The sequence below is a fragment of the Ensifer sp. 38_S197 genome (assembly GCF_056924495.1).
The window spans coordinates 2113593-2126430 of sequence record NZ_JBXOVZ010000001.1 but is presented as its reverse complement, the minus strand read 5'-3'; the positions used below and the strand labels follow the sequence as shown (position 1 = coordinate 2126430).

Annotated in this window: 13 protein-coding genes; 11 read left to right on the top strand and 2 right to left on the bottom strand. The window is 63.2% G+C overall.

The window, feature by feature from the left end:
• Window positions 1–6: 6 nt before the first annotated feature.
• Window positions 7–1068 (top strand): ABC transporter ATP-binding protein, encoded by a 1062-nt coding sequence (locus AC1Z3V_RS09830; RefSeq protein ID WP_483499620.1) that lies wholly within the window; start codon window positions 7–9, stop codon window positions 1066–1068.
• 32 nt (window positions 1069–1100) lie between these two features.
• Window positions 1101–1913: an inositol monophosphatase family protein gene (locus AC1Z3V_RS09825; protein ID WP_483498530.1), complete on the top strand. Its 813-nt coding sequence runs from the start codon at window positions 1101–1103 to the stop codon at window positions 1911–1913.
• Window positions 1914–1925: 12 nt separating this feature from the next.
• Here the strand turns inward: AC1Z3V_RS09825 and AC1Z3V_RS09820 are convergent, their stop codons facing one another.
• Both AC1Z3V_RS09820 and AC1Z3V_RS09815 read right to left on the bottom strand, forming a co-directional pair.
• A complete protein-coding gene (locus tag AC1Z3V_RS09820) occupies window positions 1926–2705 on the bottom strand; it encodes a slipin family protein (protein WP_483498529.1) in 780 nt (259 codons plus the stop codon).
• A gap of 50 nt (window positions 2706–2755) precedes the next feature.
• Window positions 2756–4108, bottom strand: a complete 1353-nt coding sequence (locus AC1Z3V_RS09815) for an NfeD family protein (RefSeq protein WP_483498528.1) — start codon at window positions 4106–4108, stop codon at window positions 2756–2758.
• A gap of 266 nt (window positions 4109–4374) precedes the next feature.
• Here AC1Z3V_RS09815 and AC1Z3V_RS09810 point away from each other — a divergent pair, with 266 nt between their 5' ends.
• The 9 genes from AC1Z3V_RS09810 to AC1Z3V_RS09770 all read left to right on the top strand — a co-directional run bounded on the left by AC1Z3V_RS09810 (window position 4375) and on the right by AC1Z3V_RS09770 (window position 12838).
• Window positions 4375–5064, top strand: a complete 690-nt coding sequence (locus tag AC1Z3V_RS09810; protein WP_483498527.1) for a DUF2161 domain-containing phosphodiesterase — start codon at window positions 4375–4377, stop codon at window positions 5062–5064.
• 19 nt (window positions 5065–5083) lie between these two features.
• The gene (locus tag AC1Z3V_RS09805; RefSeq protein WP_483498526.1) at window positions 5084–5452 is read left to right on the top strand and encodes a YbaN family protein; all 369 of its coding nucleotides are present in this window, start codon (window positions 5084–5086) and stop codon (window positions 5450–5452) included.
• 433 nt (window positions 5453–5885) lie between these two features.
• Complete coding sequence (locus tag AC1Z3V_RS09800; RefSeq protein ID WP_483498525.1) at window positions 5886–6365, top strand: GNAT family N-acetyltransferase; 480 nt, start codon at window positions 5886–5888, stop codon at window positions 6363–6365.
• Window positions 6366–6386: 21 nt separating this feature from the next.
• On the top strand, window positions 6387–7409 hold the full coding sequence (locus AC1Z3V_RS09795; RefSeq protein ID WP_429818278.1) for a glycoside hydrolase family 3 N-terminal domain-containing protein: 1023 nt from the start codon (window positions 6387–6389) through the stop codon (window positions 7407–7409).
• Between the two features lie 35 nt (window positions 7410–7444).
• Complete coding sequence (locus AC1Z3V_RS09790) at window positions 7445–9094, top strand: ABC transporter substrate-binding protein (RefSeq protein ID WP_483498524.1); 1650 nt, start codon at window positions 7445–7447, stop codon at window positions 9092–9094.
• A 169-nt stretch (window positions 9095–9263) separates the two neighbouring features.
• Window positions 9264–10241, top strand: a complete 978-nt coding sequence (locus AC1Z3V_RS09785; RefSeq protein WP_483498523.1) for an ABC transporter permease — start codon at window positions 9264–9266, stop codon at window positions 10239–10241.
• A gap of 1 nt (window position 10242) precedes the next feature.
• On the top strand, window positions 10243–11133 hold the full coding sequence (locus tag AC1Z3V_RS09780) for an ABC transporter permease (protein ID WP_483498522.1): 891 nt from the start codon (window positions 10243–10245) through the stop codon (window positions 11131–11133).
• Window positions 11130–11933, top strand: coding sequence for an ABC transporter ATP-binding protein (locus tag AC1Z3V_RS09775; RefSeq protein ID WP_483498521.1), 804 nt, complete (start codon window positions 11130–11132; stop codon window positions 11931–11933). Before AC1Z3V_RS09780 ends, AC1Z3V_RS09775 begins: the two co-directional genes overlap by 4 nt.
• A complete protein-coding gene (locus tag AC1Z3V_RS09770; RefSeq protein ID WP_483498520.1) occupies window positions 11930–12838 on the top strand; it encodes an ABC transporter ATP-binding protein in 909 nt (302 codons plus the stop codon). The genes AC1Z3V_RS09775 and AC1Z3V_RS09770 overlap by 4 nt, the downstream gene beginning before the upstream one ends.

Here is a 12838-nt window from a genome sequence, read left to right as displayed (position 1 = left end):
ACTCAGATGAGCACCCCGCGCACCGGCTCGGTCGTCTTTAAAAACGTGCGCAAGCAGTTCGGCGCCTTCACCGCCATCCACGACCTTTCGCTCACCATCGAACCCGGTACACTCGTGACCTTGCTTGGGCCCTCCGGCTGCGGCAAGACGACGACGCTGCGCATGCTTGCTGGGCTCGAACATCCCTCCGCCGGCAAGATCCTGATCGGCGGCAAGGACGTGACCATGCTGCCGGCCAACGAGCGCGACGTGTCGATGGTCTTCCAGTCCTACGCGCTCTTCCCGCACATGTCGGCACTCGACAATGTCGCCTATGGGCTGGAATCCTCCGGCATCAGGAAGAAGGAGGCGCGCGAGCGTGCCGAAGAAGGTCTGCAGCTCGTCGGCCTTGGCGGTCTCGGCCAGAGGCTCCCGGCCGAGCTTTCCGGCGGACAGCAGCAGCGTGTGGCCGTTGCCCGCGCCCTCGTGCTCGAGCCGCAGGTGCTCCTGCTCGACGAGCCGCTTTCCAACCTCGACGCGCGCCTGCGCCGCAAGGTGCGCACCGAGATCCGCGAGTTGCAGCAGCGGCTTGGCTTCACCGCCGTCTACGTTACCCACGACCAAGACGAGGCACTGGCCGTTTCCGACCGCATTATCGTCATGAAGGATGGCGCAATCGCCCAAGAGGGCGCGCCGCGCGATCTCTACGAGGCGCCCGCCTCCACCTTCATCGCCGACTTCATGGGCGAGGCCAATGTGTTGCCCTGCGAGGTCACCGCGACTGACGGCGGCCAGGCGACGATCCGTGTCGGCGGCCTCGAGCATCGCCTGTTGTCGAAAAGTGCTCGGCCCGGCCCGTCGAAACTCGCCGTCCGCCCGAATGCGGTGACGCTGACGCCGGCCAAGGGTGCGGCCCTTGCCGGCACGATCAGCAGCGCCGCCTATCTCGGCGGTCACGTTGAATACGAGGTCGAAACGCCGGCGGGCCTCTTGTTCGTTGTCGATCAGGCGGTCGAGGACATGCTATCTCCAGCGACGGAGGTCGCCATCGGTTTCCGCAACCGCGGCCTGGCTTTGATTGACGCCTGAATTTTCAAACTGGATACGAGAAGGACACTTGCATGACTTCTGAAATTGCCGGCCTCGACGCCCGCTTCGCGCTTGCCAGTTCCATGGCCGAAGAAGCCGGTCGGGTCGCCTATGATTATTTCCTCAAGCGGGAAACGCTTGTCATCGAAACGAAGCGCGACGCGCACGACGTCGTCTCGATCGCCGACCGCAACGTCGAGACCTTGATCCGCAACAAGATCGCCGCGGCATTTCCGGACGATGGCGTGCTCGGCGAGGAACACGGGCTTCTCAACGGCACGTCCGGCTTTACCTGGGTGCTCGACCCGATCGACGGCACCACCCCCTTCGTCAACGGCATGCCGAACTGGTGCGTGTCGATTGCCGTGGTGTACGAGGAAAAGCCGGTCATCGGCGTCATTCACGCGCCCTGCCATCAGGAAATCTATGCCGCGGCAACGGGCCGCGGCGCCACTCTGAACGGCAAGCCGCTTCGTCTCGACGGCACACGCACGATCCGCAACGCCGTCACCGGGCTCGGCGCCAACGATCAGGTGAAACCCGCCGAGATGGGCGCCATCGTCGAACGCCTGCTTTCGAACGGCGGCAACTTCATGCGCAACGGCTCCGGCGCGCTGATGATCGCCTATGTCGCCGCCGGCAGGCTCGTCGGTTACTACGAACCCTATATGCACGCCTGGGATTGCCTCGGTGGCTACTGCCTGGTGAACGAAGCCGGTGGCTGGACATTGCCCTTCCCGACGCGCGGCGAGGCTTTGACCCATTGGGCGCCGGTCCTGGCGGCGGCGCCCGGCGCAGTCGACGATCTGCTGGAAGTCGCCAATCTTGAAAGGACGGCAGCCTGAGCCTTGGCGCACTCATGATTGACCGGTGGGCTTGTCGGCCTTCAGCCCGAAGAGGCCGCCGATCTCCATCGGGAAGGGAAAGACGATTGTCGAGTTCTTCTCGCCCGCAATCACGTTGAGCGTGCTCAGATAGCGCAATTGCATCGCCTGAGGCTGCTGGGACAGGATCTCGGCAGCCTCGAGCAGCTTGGCCGCCGCCTGCTGCTCGCCCTCGGCATTGATTACCTTGGCGCGCCGTTCGCGTTCGGCTTCGGCCTGGCGGGCGATCGCGCGGATCATGCTCTCGTTGATGTCGACATGTTTGATCTCGACCGTCGCCACCTTGATGCCCCACGCATCCGTCTGGCTGTCGAGGATCTTCTGGATGTCCTCGTTCAGCCGGTCGCGCTCGGCCAGCATCTCGTCGAGGTCGTGTTTGCCGAGCACCGAACGCAGGGTCGTTTGCGCCAGCTGGCTGGTCGCCATCATGAAATCCTCGACCTGGATCGTCGATTTCTCCGCATCGATGACGCGGAAGTAGATCACGGCGCTGACGCGGACCGAAACGTTGTCATGCGAGATGACGTCCTGGCTCGGCACGTCCAGCACCCGGGTTCGAAGGTCGACCCGCACCATCTGCTGCACATAGGGTACAAGCAGGATCAAGCCTGGCCCCTTGACGCCGGTGAACCGCCCGAGCGTGAAGACCACCCCGCGTTCGTATTCGCGCAGGATCCGAATCGCATAGGCGATGACGAGAATGATGAGCACCAGCAACGCGGCAAAAGGAGCAAGGCTCCCGAGCATGTCCATGACCATTCCTCCATTCCGGCTTTGCCTGCGCCCACAGGACCCGCGGCGCGCTATGCTTTTTGACCGTCGCGCACCACTTCGAGCGTCAGTCCATTCCGCCCGACAACCTTCACAGCTTCGCCTCTCGACAGTGTCTGCGTGCTCACCGCCTGCCAGCGCTCACCATGGGCAATGACGTAGCCGGCCGCGCCAGTCCAACTATCGACCTTACCGGCAATGCCGATCATCTGTTCGCCGCCGGTTGCCACCGCGTGGCGGTGTGAGCTGAAGGCCAGCCGGGCGACCAGAAGGCTGAAGCCGAAGCTTGCGACGGCAAGCGCCGCCAGTACGGACCAGGAGACCTGCAGCCCCGGCGTATCCGTGTCGAAGAGAATTGCCGCGCCCAGGATCAGTGAAGCGCTGCCGCCGGCGCCGAGCACGCCGAAAGACGGCGAATGCGCCTCGGCAACCATCAAGCCGATCCCGAGCAGGATCAGCCCGATGCCGGCGTAGCTGACCGGTAGTACAGAAAGCGCATAGAGCCCGAGCAGCAGACTGATGCCGCCGATGGTGCCAGGCGCCACCGATCCCGGCGAGAGGAACTCGAAGATCAAACCGTAGATGCCGATCATCATCAGGATGACCGCAATATTGGGATCGGTGACGACCGAAAGCAGTCGGGTGCGCCAATCCGGCACGAAGTCCTCGGCGCCAAGCCCTGACGTATCGAGCAGGATCTCCTGTTGCCCGACGCGTACGGTCCGCCCGTTTGCCTGCTTCAACAGATCAGCGATGCTGGTGGCGGTGAAATCCACGACCTTCTCCCTGACGGCCGCCTCGGCCGAAAGGCTTGCGGCCTCGCGCACCGCTTTTTCGGCCCAGTCGGTATTGCGCCCGCGCAACTCGGACAGTCCGCGGATATAGGCCACTGCATCATTGACGAGCTTCGCCTCGGCGGTGTTCGGCGCCGCGGGCTGTTTGCCGTCGTCCTTGCCGGTGTCGGCATCCTTGCCCTGGCCGAACATGTCGCCGCCGATCGCAATCGGGGTCGCCGCACCGAGATTCGTTCCCGGCGCCATCGCAGCGATGTGGCTGGCATAGAGAATGTAGGTGCCGGCGCTCGCTGCGCGCGCACCGCTCGGCGCGACGTAACTCGCAACAGGCACGGGGGAAGCGAGGATCGCGCGGATGATCTCGCGCATCGACGTGTCGAGACCGCCGGGCGTATCCATCTGCAAGACGACCAGCGGAAGGCGACGTTCCTCCGCTTTTGTCAGGCCGCGCCTGACATATTCGGCCGTGGCCGGGCCGATGGCACCGTTGACATGCAACACCAAGGCGACCCGATCGTTTTCGGCTCGCAACGAAGCTGGAAACGCGAATGATGAGACTAAAACGAGCAACAACGTGAGGATTCGCAACATCCGTCGTCAAAACCTCGCATGCGCAACGCCCCCGAAGAGGCGTCCATTCAAGAATGATAGCACAACACAAGGTTAGGGCGAAGCCAGCTTGCTACTGGTTGACCGGCTGCTGCGAACAACGAGGCCAGCCTTCGTGCTGCGGCGTGATGACAAGTCCGGCGATCGAGGTTATCTGCTAGTCTCCTTCCGCGAAGATGCGCCGCGGCCGGTGCGAGGCAATTGCCACGGCGGCCTCCCCGATAGTGACCAGAACAGGATTCCCGGGTTTGGAGACGACCCTCTATCAGCCGATCAAGACCTTTCTCGAGGCCCGTGGCTACAGCGTCAAGGGCGAGATCGGCGGCTGCGATATCGTGGCGCTCAGCGATGACGAGCCGCCGCTGGTCGTCATCTGCGAGCTCAAGCTGAGCTTCAATCTCGAATTGATCCTGCAGGCCGTCGACCGCGCCACCGCCGGCGACGAGGTGTGGATCGCCGCGCGTGTCTCGGCGAAGGGCAAGGGACGGGAGAGCGATCGCCGGTTCCGCGATCTCTGCCGCAGGCTCGGTTTCGGCATGCTGGCGGTTGCCGACAATGGTATGGTCGACGTCATTCTCGCAGCCTCCGCGGTGATGCCCCGCAAGAACAACAGGAAGCGGTCGCGACTGATCAGCGAGCATCGCCGCCGCAAGGGCGATCCGACCGCCGGTGGCGCCACGCGCTCGCCGATCATGACCGCCTATCGGCAGCAGGCGCTTGCCTGTGCCGCCGCCCTGCAGAACGGTCAGCTGCGCCCGCGCGACCTTCGCGCAGTCGCACCGGATGCGGCCAAGATCTTGCTCAGCAACGTCTATGGCTGGTTCGAACGGATCGACCGTGGCATCTATGCCCTGACGGAACTGGGGGCCGAGGCGCTTCGCCGCTGGCCACCGAGCGACGCGGCCACGACGCCAATCGCCGAGACATCCGAAGCATGACGTCGCCTGGAGCCATCACGTGAACCCGGCGCTTCGCATCCTCTGTCTCTGCCTGGCATGGCTGATGGTCGGGCTGGGCGTCATAGGCGCCTTCCTTCCCATGCTGCCAACGACCCCATTCCTGCTTTTGGCTGCGGGGCTTTTCGCGCGCGCTTCCCCGCAACTGGAGCAATGGCTGCTAAACCATCGCATCTTCGGGGCATCGCTGCGGCTATGGCGTGAAAAAGGTGCCATCTCCAGGCGCGCCAAAACCGGCGCGGTGAGCCTGATGGCCGCAAGCTTCGGGCTCTTCTTTTTCTTCACTCATCCGAGCCTGGCGCTGACAGCAATCGTCGCAGCGGCAATGGCGCTTCCGGCGCTGTTCATCCTGACGCGTCCGGCGGAATAGCCATTCGGAGAAATACCTGCGCCGCCCTGCAGGAAAACGATACTTCTCCTCTCACGAAATACTTGGGCGCACCCGAAAAGGTCGAATTATTCTTAAGATTGCACTTTATGAGCGCACGCATATCGATACTTAGTGTTTTTGTAAATCAAGATATATTTCGAACAACTCGAGAACAAAGTTGTACAAACGTGCAATTTGTGAAGCGGCGCGCTTAGGTCGCACGTCCCGCCTGCCCTTTTCCCCAATCGTCATCGCAGCCACGCACCCGAGACAGATCGGGAACCGCACGCTTTATCGATCGATGTCCGGTCCCGCGAAAAGAGGATAGCGCGCCAAATCTGACGATTGGTGATTGACAAGCCGCTCAGCTTGGCTCCATCTATTGCATTACAAAGGCATCACTTCCTTAATAAAGGAACACGTGGAGGAGCACATGCCTGACATGCTGGTGAGCTTGTATTCGCCGATCCTCGTCGAACTCAAGCGAAGAACCGAATCCGGCAAGGTGACTATTCGGCCCGCCTTGCCGCCGGAGATGCGCCTGGTCATCGATTGGGTGCGGGAGAACTTCAGCGAGAACTGGGCAAGCGAAGTGGCTGTCGCCTTCTCGCGCCGGCCGGTCGCCTGTCTCGTCGCCGTCGACGCTGGCAAGCTGGTCGGCTTTGCCTGCTACGACACGACGGCGCCGGGCTTCTTCGGACCGACGGGCGTCGACGCAGGAAGCCGCGGCAAGGGCATCGGCTTGGGCCTGCTTTCCAGTTGCCTCGACACGATGAAGACTCTCGGCCACGCCTATGCCTTCATCGGCGATGCCGGCCCGGTCGATTTCTATGCCAAGACCGTCGGCGCCGTGCCGATCCCCGCCCCCGACAAGGGGATCTACCAGGGCATGCTGCACCGCCCTTCCAAGTAATTCCCACGATCGGAGCCTCCAATGTCCTCGACCCCGCTTGCCCTCTTCGTCGGCATCCCCAATCCCACGCTCTCGGATGACGAGTTTGCGCTCTTCCGCGAAACCAACCCGCTCGGCCTGTTCGTCGGCCGCCGCAACCTGCGCGAACCCAATCAGGCAAAAGCCCTGATCGAGCGCTTCCGCGAAGCCGTCGGCCGCGACGACGCACCCGTCTTCACCGATCAGGAAGGCGGCCGCGTCCAGCATCTCGATGCCGGCCCGTGGCCGCTGTTTCGCTCCTTCGGCGAATTCGCCGAGCTCGCCCGCCGCGACTTTGCGCTCGGCAAGAAGGCGCTCCGCCTTTCGAGCCAGGCTATGGGCACGATGATGAGCGACCTCGGTCTGACGAGCGGCTGCTCGCCGGTGCTCGACCTCGTCTTCGCGACGACGAGCTCCGTCATCGGCGCCCGCTCCTTCGGTTCCGACCCGGACTTCATCGCGGCGCTCGGCCGCGAAGTGGTCGACGGCCTGCTCGAGACCGGCAACATGCCGGTCATGAAGCACATTCCCGGCCACGGCCGGGCAACGCTCGACTCGCACAAGGAGCGCCCGATCGTCGACGCCTCGCGCGAGACGCTAACCGCCACCGACTTCAAGCCCTTCGTCGCTTTGCGCGACACCCCCTGGGCCATGGTCGCTCACGTCGTCTATTCCGCTTTTGACCAGGAATTGCCTGCGTCTATCTCGCCCACCATGCACGACGTCATCCGCAACAACATGGGCTATGACGGCGTGCTCGTCTCCGACTGCATATTCATGGAATCGCTGCGCGGCACGTTGCCGGAGCGCGTCCGGCAGGTGCTCGATGCCGGCTTCGACATCGCGCTCCACAGCCATGGCACGCTCGCCGAGAGTGAAGCTGCAGCCAAGGCCGCAAGCCCGCTCACCGCCGCCGCCCAGAAACGCATCGACGCCGGCAAGGCCCGCCTCGGCACGCTGAAGGTCGACGTGCGCGCGGCCCATGCGGAAGTCGAGGACATGTTCAAAAGCGTGCTCGTCGCCTGACGAGAAGAAATCTCGGAAACAACAGGGGAACTACCGTGAAAAAATCGCTTCTCGGCGCGGCAACCGCGCTCGCCCTCATCGCCGGCCCGGCAACAGCACAGACCGTGCTGACGGCCAATATCGAACCGGCGACGACCTGGGTTCGCAACTTCAACCCGTTCAACCAGACGTCGGCGCGCCAGAGCACGCTCGATTTCATCTATGAGCCGCTCGTCGTCTTCAACCGCTTCGACGGCAACAAGCCGGTCTTTCGCCTTGCCGAAAGCTTCAAGCTCGCCGACGACCTGAAGTCGATCGAGTTCAAGCTCCGGCCGAACCTGAAGTGGTCGGATGGCAAGCCGCTGACGGCGACCGACGTCAAGTTCACCTACGACTATCTGAAGAAGTACCCGGCGCTCGATTTCGTCAGCATCTGGAGCTTTATCACCGGCGTCGAGGCGGTCGATGGGGAGACCGTGCGCTTCACGCTCGCCAATCCGAGCTCCCTTGCCGCCGAACAACTGGCGCAGCTGCCGATCGTTCCCGAGCATGTCTGGAAGGATATCGCCGAGCCGGTGACCTTCGCCAACGAAACGCCTGTAGGCAGCGGCCCGCTGACGGAAATTCCGCGCTTCACCGGCCAGACCTACGACCAGTGCCGCAACCCGCATTACTGGGATGCGGCGACGCTGAAAATCGACTGCGTGCGCTTCCCGCAGCTCGCCGACAACAACCAGATCCTGACGGCGACCGCATCGGGCACGCTCGACTGGGGTGTCTCCTTCATCCCGGATATTGAAAACGTCTATGTCGCCAAGGATCCGGAACACTATCACTTCTGGTATTCGCCGAGCAGCATGGTTGCCTTCCTCTTCAACCAGGAAACGGCGAACGAGAACAACCGCAAGGCCTTCAACGACGTGAAGTTCCGCCGTGCCGCCTCGATGGCACTCGACCGCGGCACGATGGTCGATGTCGCCGGTTACGGCTATCCGACGCTCAATGAAGACCCGGCCGGCATGGGCGAGCTCTACAAGAGCTGGGCGGATCCGTCGGTAGCCACCGACTTCGGCAAGTACGGCAGATACGACGCCGATGCGGCCAAGGCGCTGCTTGACGAGGCCGGCTATGTCGACAAGGACGGTGACGGCTTCCGTGAAAATCCGGATGGTACCAAGATCGCCTTTTCGATCATCGTGCCGAGCGCCTGGACCGACTGGATCGACACGGTGACAATCGCCGTCGAGGGTCTGCAGGCCGTCGGCCTCGACGCCAAGATCGAGACGCCGGAGGAGGCCGTCTGGACTGGCAACCTCATCAACGGCACCTTCGACATGGCGATCAACAGCCTGCCGGCGTCTGCCTCGCCCTACTATCCCTACAAGCGCGCCTTCAGTGAGAGCGACAAGGGCAAGACGCGCTTCACCGCACAGCGCTGGTTCAACCCGGAAGTCGACGCACTGCTGACCGAGTTCACCCACACGGCCGACCCTGCCAAGCAGAAGGAAGCGATGAACAAGGCACAGCGCATCGTTGCCGAGAACCTGCCGGTCATGCCGGTGTTCAACAACCCGAACTGGTACCAATACAACACCAAGCGCTTCAAAGGCTGGGCGAACGCGGAAAACCCGTTCGTCAACCCATCGATCAGCCGCACCAACCCGGCGCGTCTCCTGCATCTGCTGGCGCTTGAACCGGTGAAGTAACCCGATCGCAGCGCGGCATCCTCGCGGAGACGATCCGAGAGGACGCCGCATCCGGCATCCCTGGCGGGCAACCGTAGCCCGCCTCGCGCTTGCCTGTCTCCGGCAGGACAAGAAGACAGCCCTGCCGCCTGGCGCCCGCACGCGGCAGCCGCAGTCGATGGAGTTCCCGATGGCCTTTCTGCTTCGCCGCCTCTGTTTCTACCTGGCCGCCTTCGTCGCGGCGGCGACGATCAACTTCTTTTTGCCGCGGCTGATGCCCGGCGATCCAGTGCAGATCATGTTTTCGAGCGCCGGCGCCGAACTGCCGCCCGAAAGCCTGCGGGCCCTGAAACTCACCTTCGGCTTCGTCGACGGCCCGCTGTGGCAGCAATATCTCACCTATCTCGGCAGCATTTTCAGCGGCGATCTCGGCCGCTCGATCAAATATTTCCCGCTGCCGGTGACATCCGTTCTCGGCAATGCGCTGGTGTGGACCGTGGGTCTGATGGGCACGGCCACGCTTGTGAGCTTCGCGCTTGGCACTTTCCTCGGCATCCTCGCCGCCTGGCGGCGCGGCAGCCTGTTCGACGTCATCGTTTCTGTCGGCGCGATCTTCGCCACTTCGGTGCCGGCGGTGGTAACCTCGCTGATCGTCGTCTTCACCTTCGGCTTCACGCTTGGCTGGTTCCCGACCGGCTATGCCGTCGACCCGGCGCTCGACCCGTCCATCTCGATCGAATATCTCGGCAGCGTCCTTTATCACGGCATCCTGCCGATGCTAACGCTCTGCGCCGTTCTGACTGGCGGCTTCGCCGTGACCATGCGCAACAACATGATCAATCTGCTCGGCGAAGACTATATCGTCATGGCCCGCGCCAAGGGGCTTTCCGACACCCGCGTCATGCTCTGGTATGCCGCGCGCAACGCGCTGCTGCCGACCGTCTCCAGCCTCGCAATCGCCATCGGCACGGTGCTTGGCGGCTCACTGGTGACCGAAGTGGTGTTCAACTACCCCGGCCTCGGCAACATCCTCTATCAGGCGATCCTCGCCCGCGATTACCCCGTCATCCAGGGGCAGCTGCTGATCATGACCGCCACCATGCTCGTCGCCAACTTCGTCGTCGATGTCAGCTACGTGCTGCTCGACCCGCGTCTGAAGAGGGCTTGAGATGAAGATTTCCTCCTTCCCGCTCGTTCACAACCGCAAGGCCATGGTCGGCGCGCTGATCGTCGCCTTCATCCTGCTGGTCGCGATCGCTGCGCCGCTGCTGACCTCCTATGATCCGGGCGCCCGCGTCGGCCGGCCGCACCAGGCGCCATCGCTCGACCACTGGCTCGGCACCACCCGCATCGGCCAGGACGTCTTTGCGCGCCTCGTCTATGGTGCGCGCACCTCGCTTGCCGTCGGTTTCGGCGCCGGGCTTCTGATCACCGCGGTCGGCACCGCGCTCGGTATCATCGCCGGCTATCGCGGCGGCAAAACCGATGAAATCATCAGCTTCTTCACCAACATGGTACTCGTCGTGCCGAACCTGCCGCTGCTTCTCGTGCTTGCCGCCTTCATCGGCCAGGCGAGCCCCTGGGTCATCGCGCTGATCCTAGGCGGCACCTCCTGGGCTTGGGGGGCACGCGTCACCCGTGCCGAGACACTGTCGGTCAAACAGAAGGACTATGTGAAATCCGCCGAGATGATGGGCGAGTCGCGCTGGCGGATCATGGCCTTCGAGATCTTCCCCAACCTCATCTCGATCGTCGGCATCAATTTCATCGGCAGCGTGATCTTCGCGATCATCACCCAGGCGACGCTCGAGTTCCTGGGCCTTGGCGATCCCAAGGTCGTTTCCTGGGGCACCATGCTCTATGCCGCGCAGAAAGTCTCGGCACTTTCCGTCGGCGCCTGGTGGGATATTCTGACACCCTGTTTCGCGCTCGCCTTTCTCGGCATCGGCCTGTCGTTGCTCAATTTCGCCGTGGACGAGATCGCCAATCCGCGGCTGCGCACCGGCAACCGGCTCGGCCGCTGGTCCGCGCTTATCCGTTCCGGGGAGGGTCGCCTGTGACAGCGCCTTTGCTTTCCGTCAAAAACCTGACCATCGACTATATCGGCGAGAACAGCGATTTCCGCGCGGTCGACGATGTCAGCTTCGACGTCGCTCCGGACGAAGTCTTCGGTCTTGCGGGTGAATCCGGCTGCGGCAAGAGCACGATCGCCTTTGCCATCAGCCGGCTGCACAAGCCGCCGGCGCTGATCCGCAAGGAAAGCGCTATCCTGCTCGACGGCCGCAGCGTGCTCGATCTCGACCAGAACGGCCTTGCCGACTTCCGCTGGCGCGAAGTGGCCATGGTGTTTCAGAGCGCGATGAACTCGCTGAACCCGGTCCTGTGCATCGAGCAGCAGTTCTACGACGTATTGAAGACGCATAAGCGCATAAGCCGGGCGGCCGCGCGCGACCGCACGGCCGAGATGCTCAGGCTCGTCGACATCGCGCCGGAGCGCATGCGTGACTATCCGCATCAGTTTTCCGGCGGCATGCGCCAGCGTATTGTCATTGCCATCTGCCTGGCGCTGGATCCGCGGCTGATCGTCATGGATGAGCCGACGACGGCACTCGACGTGGTGGTGCAGCGCGAAATCCTCCAGCGGATCAACGAACTCCGGCGCAAACTCGGCTTTGCCGTTCTCTTCATCACCCACGATCTCGGGCTGATGGTGCAGTTCTGCGACCGCATCGGCATCATGCTCGCCGGCAAGCTTGTCGAGCAAGGTACGGCCGACGCCATCTACCGGACTCCGGGGCACGACTATACCAAGAAGCTCTGGGCCTCCTTCCCCTCGCTGCATGGAGGCGTTCTCAGATGACCGGCCTATCCGCACCCATTCTGACCCTGGACAAAGTCAGCAAGACCTTCGGCAACGGGCCGAGCGCCGTTCGCGCTGCGCGCTCCATATCCTTTTCGCTCCATGCCGGTCGCGCGCTCGCCGTCGTCGGCGAATCCGGCAGCGGCAAGACCACCTGCGCCCGTATCGCCATGCGCGAATACGAGCCGAGTGAGGGCTGTCTGCTGTTCAAGGGCAAGCCTGTCGACGTGGCTGAAGCCAAGGAGATCGCCGACTACCGCCGCTCGGTGCAGATGATCTTCCAGGATCCCTTCGCCTCCCTGAACCCGGCCCATACGATCGCCTATCATCTGAAGCGGCCGCTGATGCTGCATCGCCCGGAGATCAAGGGTGCGGCAATCGCCGAGACGGTCAAGGCGCTGCTCCGACAGGTGAAACTCGACCCCGACATCGTCGCGCCGAAGTACCCGCACGAACTCTCAGGCGGCCAGCGGCAGCGCGTGAACATCGCCCGCGCACTGGCGGCAAAGCCCGAGGTGATCGTCGCCGACGAGCCGACCTCCATGCTCGACGTTTCCGTGCGCCTCGGCGTCCTCAATCTGTTGAGCGAAATGAAGCGGGAGATGAACCTCGGCCTGCTCTACATCACCCACGATATCGCGACCGCGCGCTACGTCGCCGAGGACATTGCGGTAATGTATGCCGGACAGATCGTCGAATGGGGCAATACCGGCAAAGTCATCGACAACCCGGCACACCCGTACACCAAGCTGTTGCTTTCGGCAGTACCGGATCCAGCTATCCGCTTCGACGACCCGAACGCCCAGGTAAGTTCCGCCGAGGCGGACGAAACCCGCCGCCGCTCGGCCGCGACCCAGGAGACGATCCGCGAGGTTGGGCCCGATCATTTCGTGCGCGCCGCCTGA

Bases quoted from the DNA above. Each gene is read 5' to 3' on its own strand.
- AC1Z3V_RS09830 (WP_483499620.1), top strand. From the start codon at position 7: ATGAGCACCCCGCGCACCGGCTCGGTCGTCTTTAAAAACGTGCGCAAG.
- AC1Z3V_RS09815 (WP_483498528.1), bottom strand. From the start codon at position 4,108: ATGTTGCGAATCCTCACGTTGTTGCTCGTTTTAGTCTCATCATTCGCG.
- AC1Z3V_RS09780 (WP_483498522.1), top strand. From the start codon at position 10,243: ATGAAGATTTCCTCCTTCCCGCTCGTTCACAACCGCAAGGCCATGGTC.
- AC1Z3V_RS09800 (WP_483498525.1), top strand. From the start codon at position 5,886: ATGCCTGACATGCTGGTGAGCTTGTATTCGCCGATCCTCGTCGAACTC.
- AC1Z3V_RS09795 (WP_429818278.1), top strand. From the start codon at position 6,387: ATGTCCTCGACCCCGCTTGCCCTCTTCGTCGGCATCCCCAATCCCACG.
- AC1Z3V_RS09820 (WP_483498529.1), bottom strand. From the start codon at position 2,705: ATGGACATGCTCGGGAGCCTTGCTCCTTTTGCCGCGTTGCTGGTGCTC.
- AC1Z3V_RS09785 (WP_483498523.1), top strand. From the start codon at position 9,264: ATGGCCTTTCTGCTTCGCCGCCTCTGTTTCTACCTGGCCGCCTTCGTC.
- AC1Z3V_RS09825 (WP_483498530.1), top strand. From the start codon at position 1,101: ATGACTTCTGAAATTGCCGGCCTCGACGCCCGCTTCGCGCTTGCCAGT.
- AC1Z3V_RS09770 (WP_483498520.1), top strand. From the start codon at position 11,930: ATGACCGGCCTATCCGCACCCATTCTGACCCTGGACAAAGTCAGCAAG.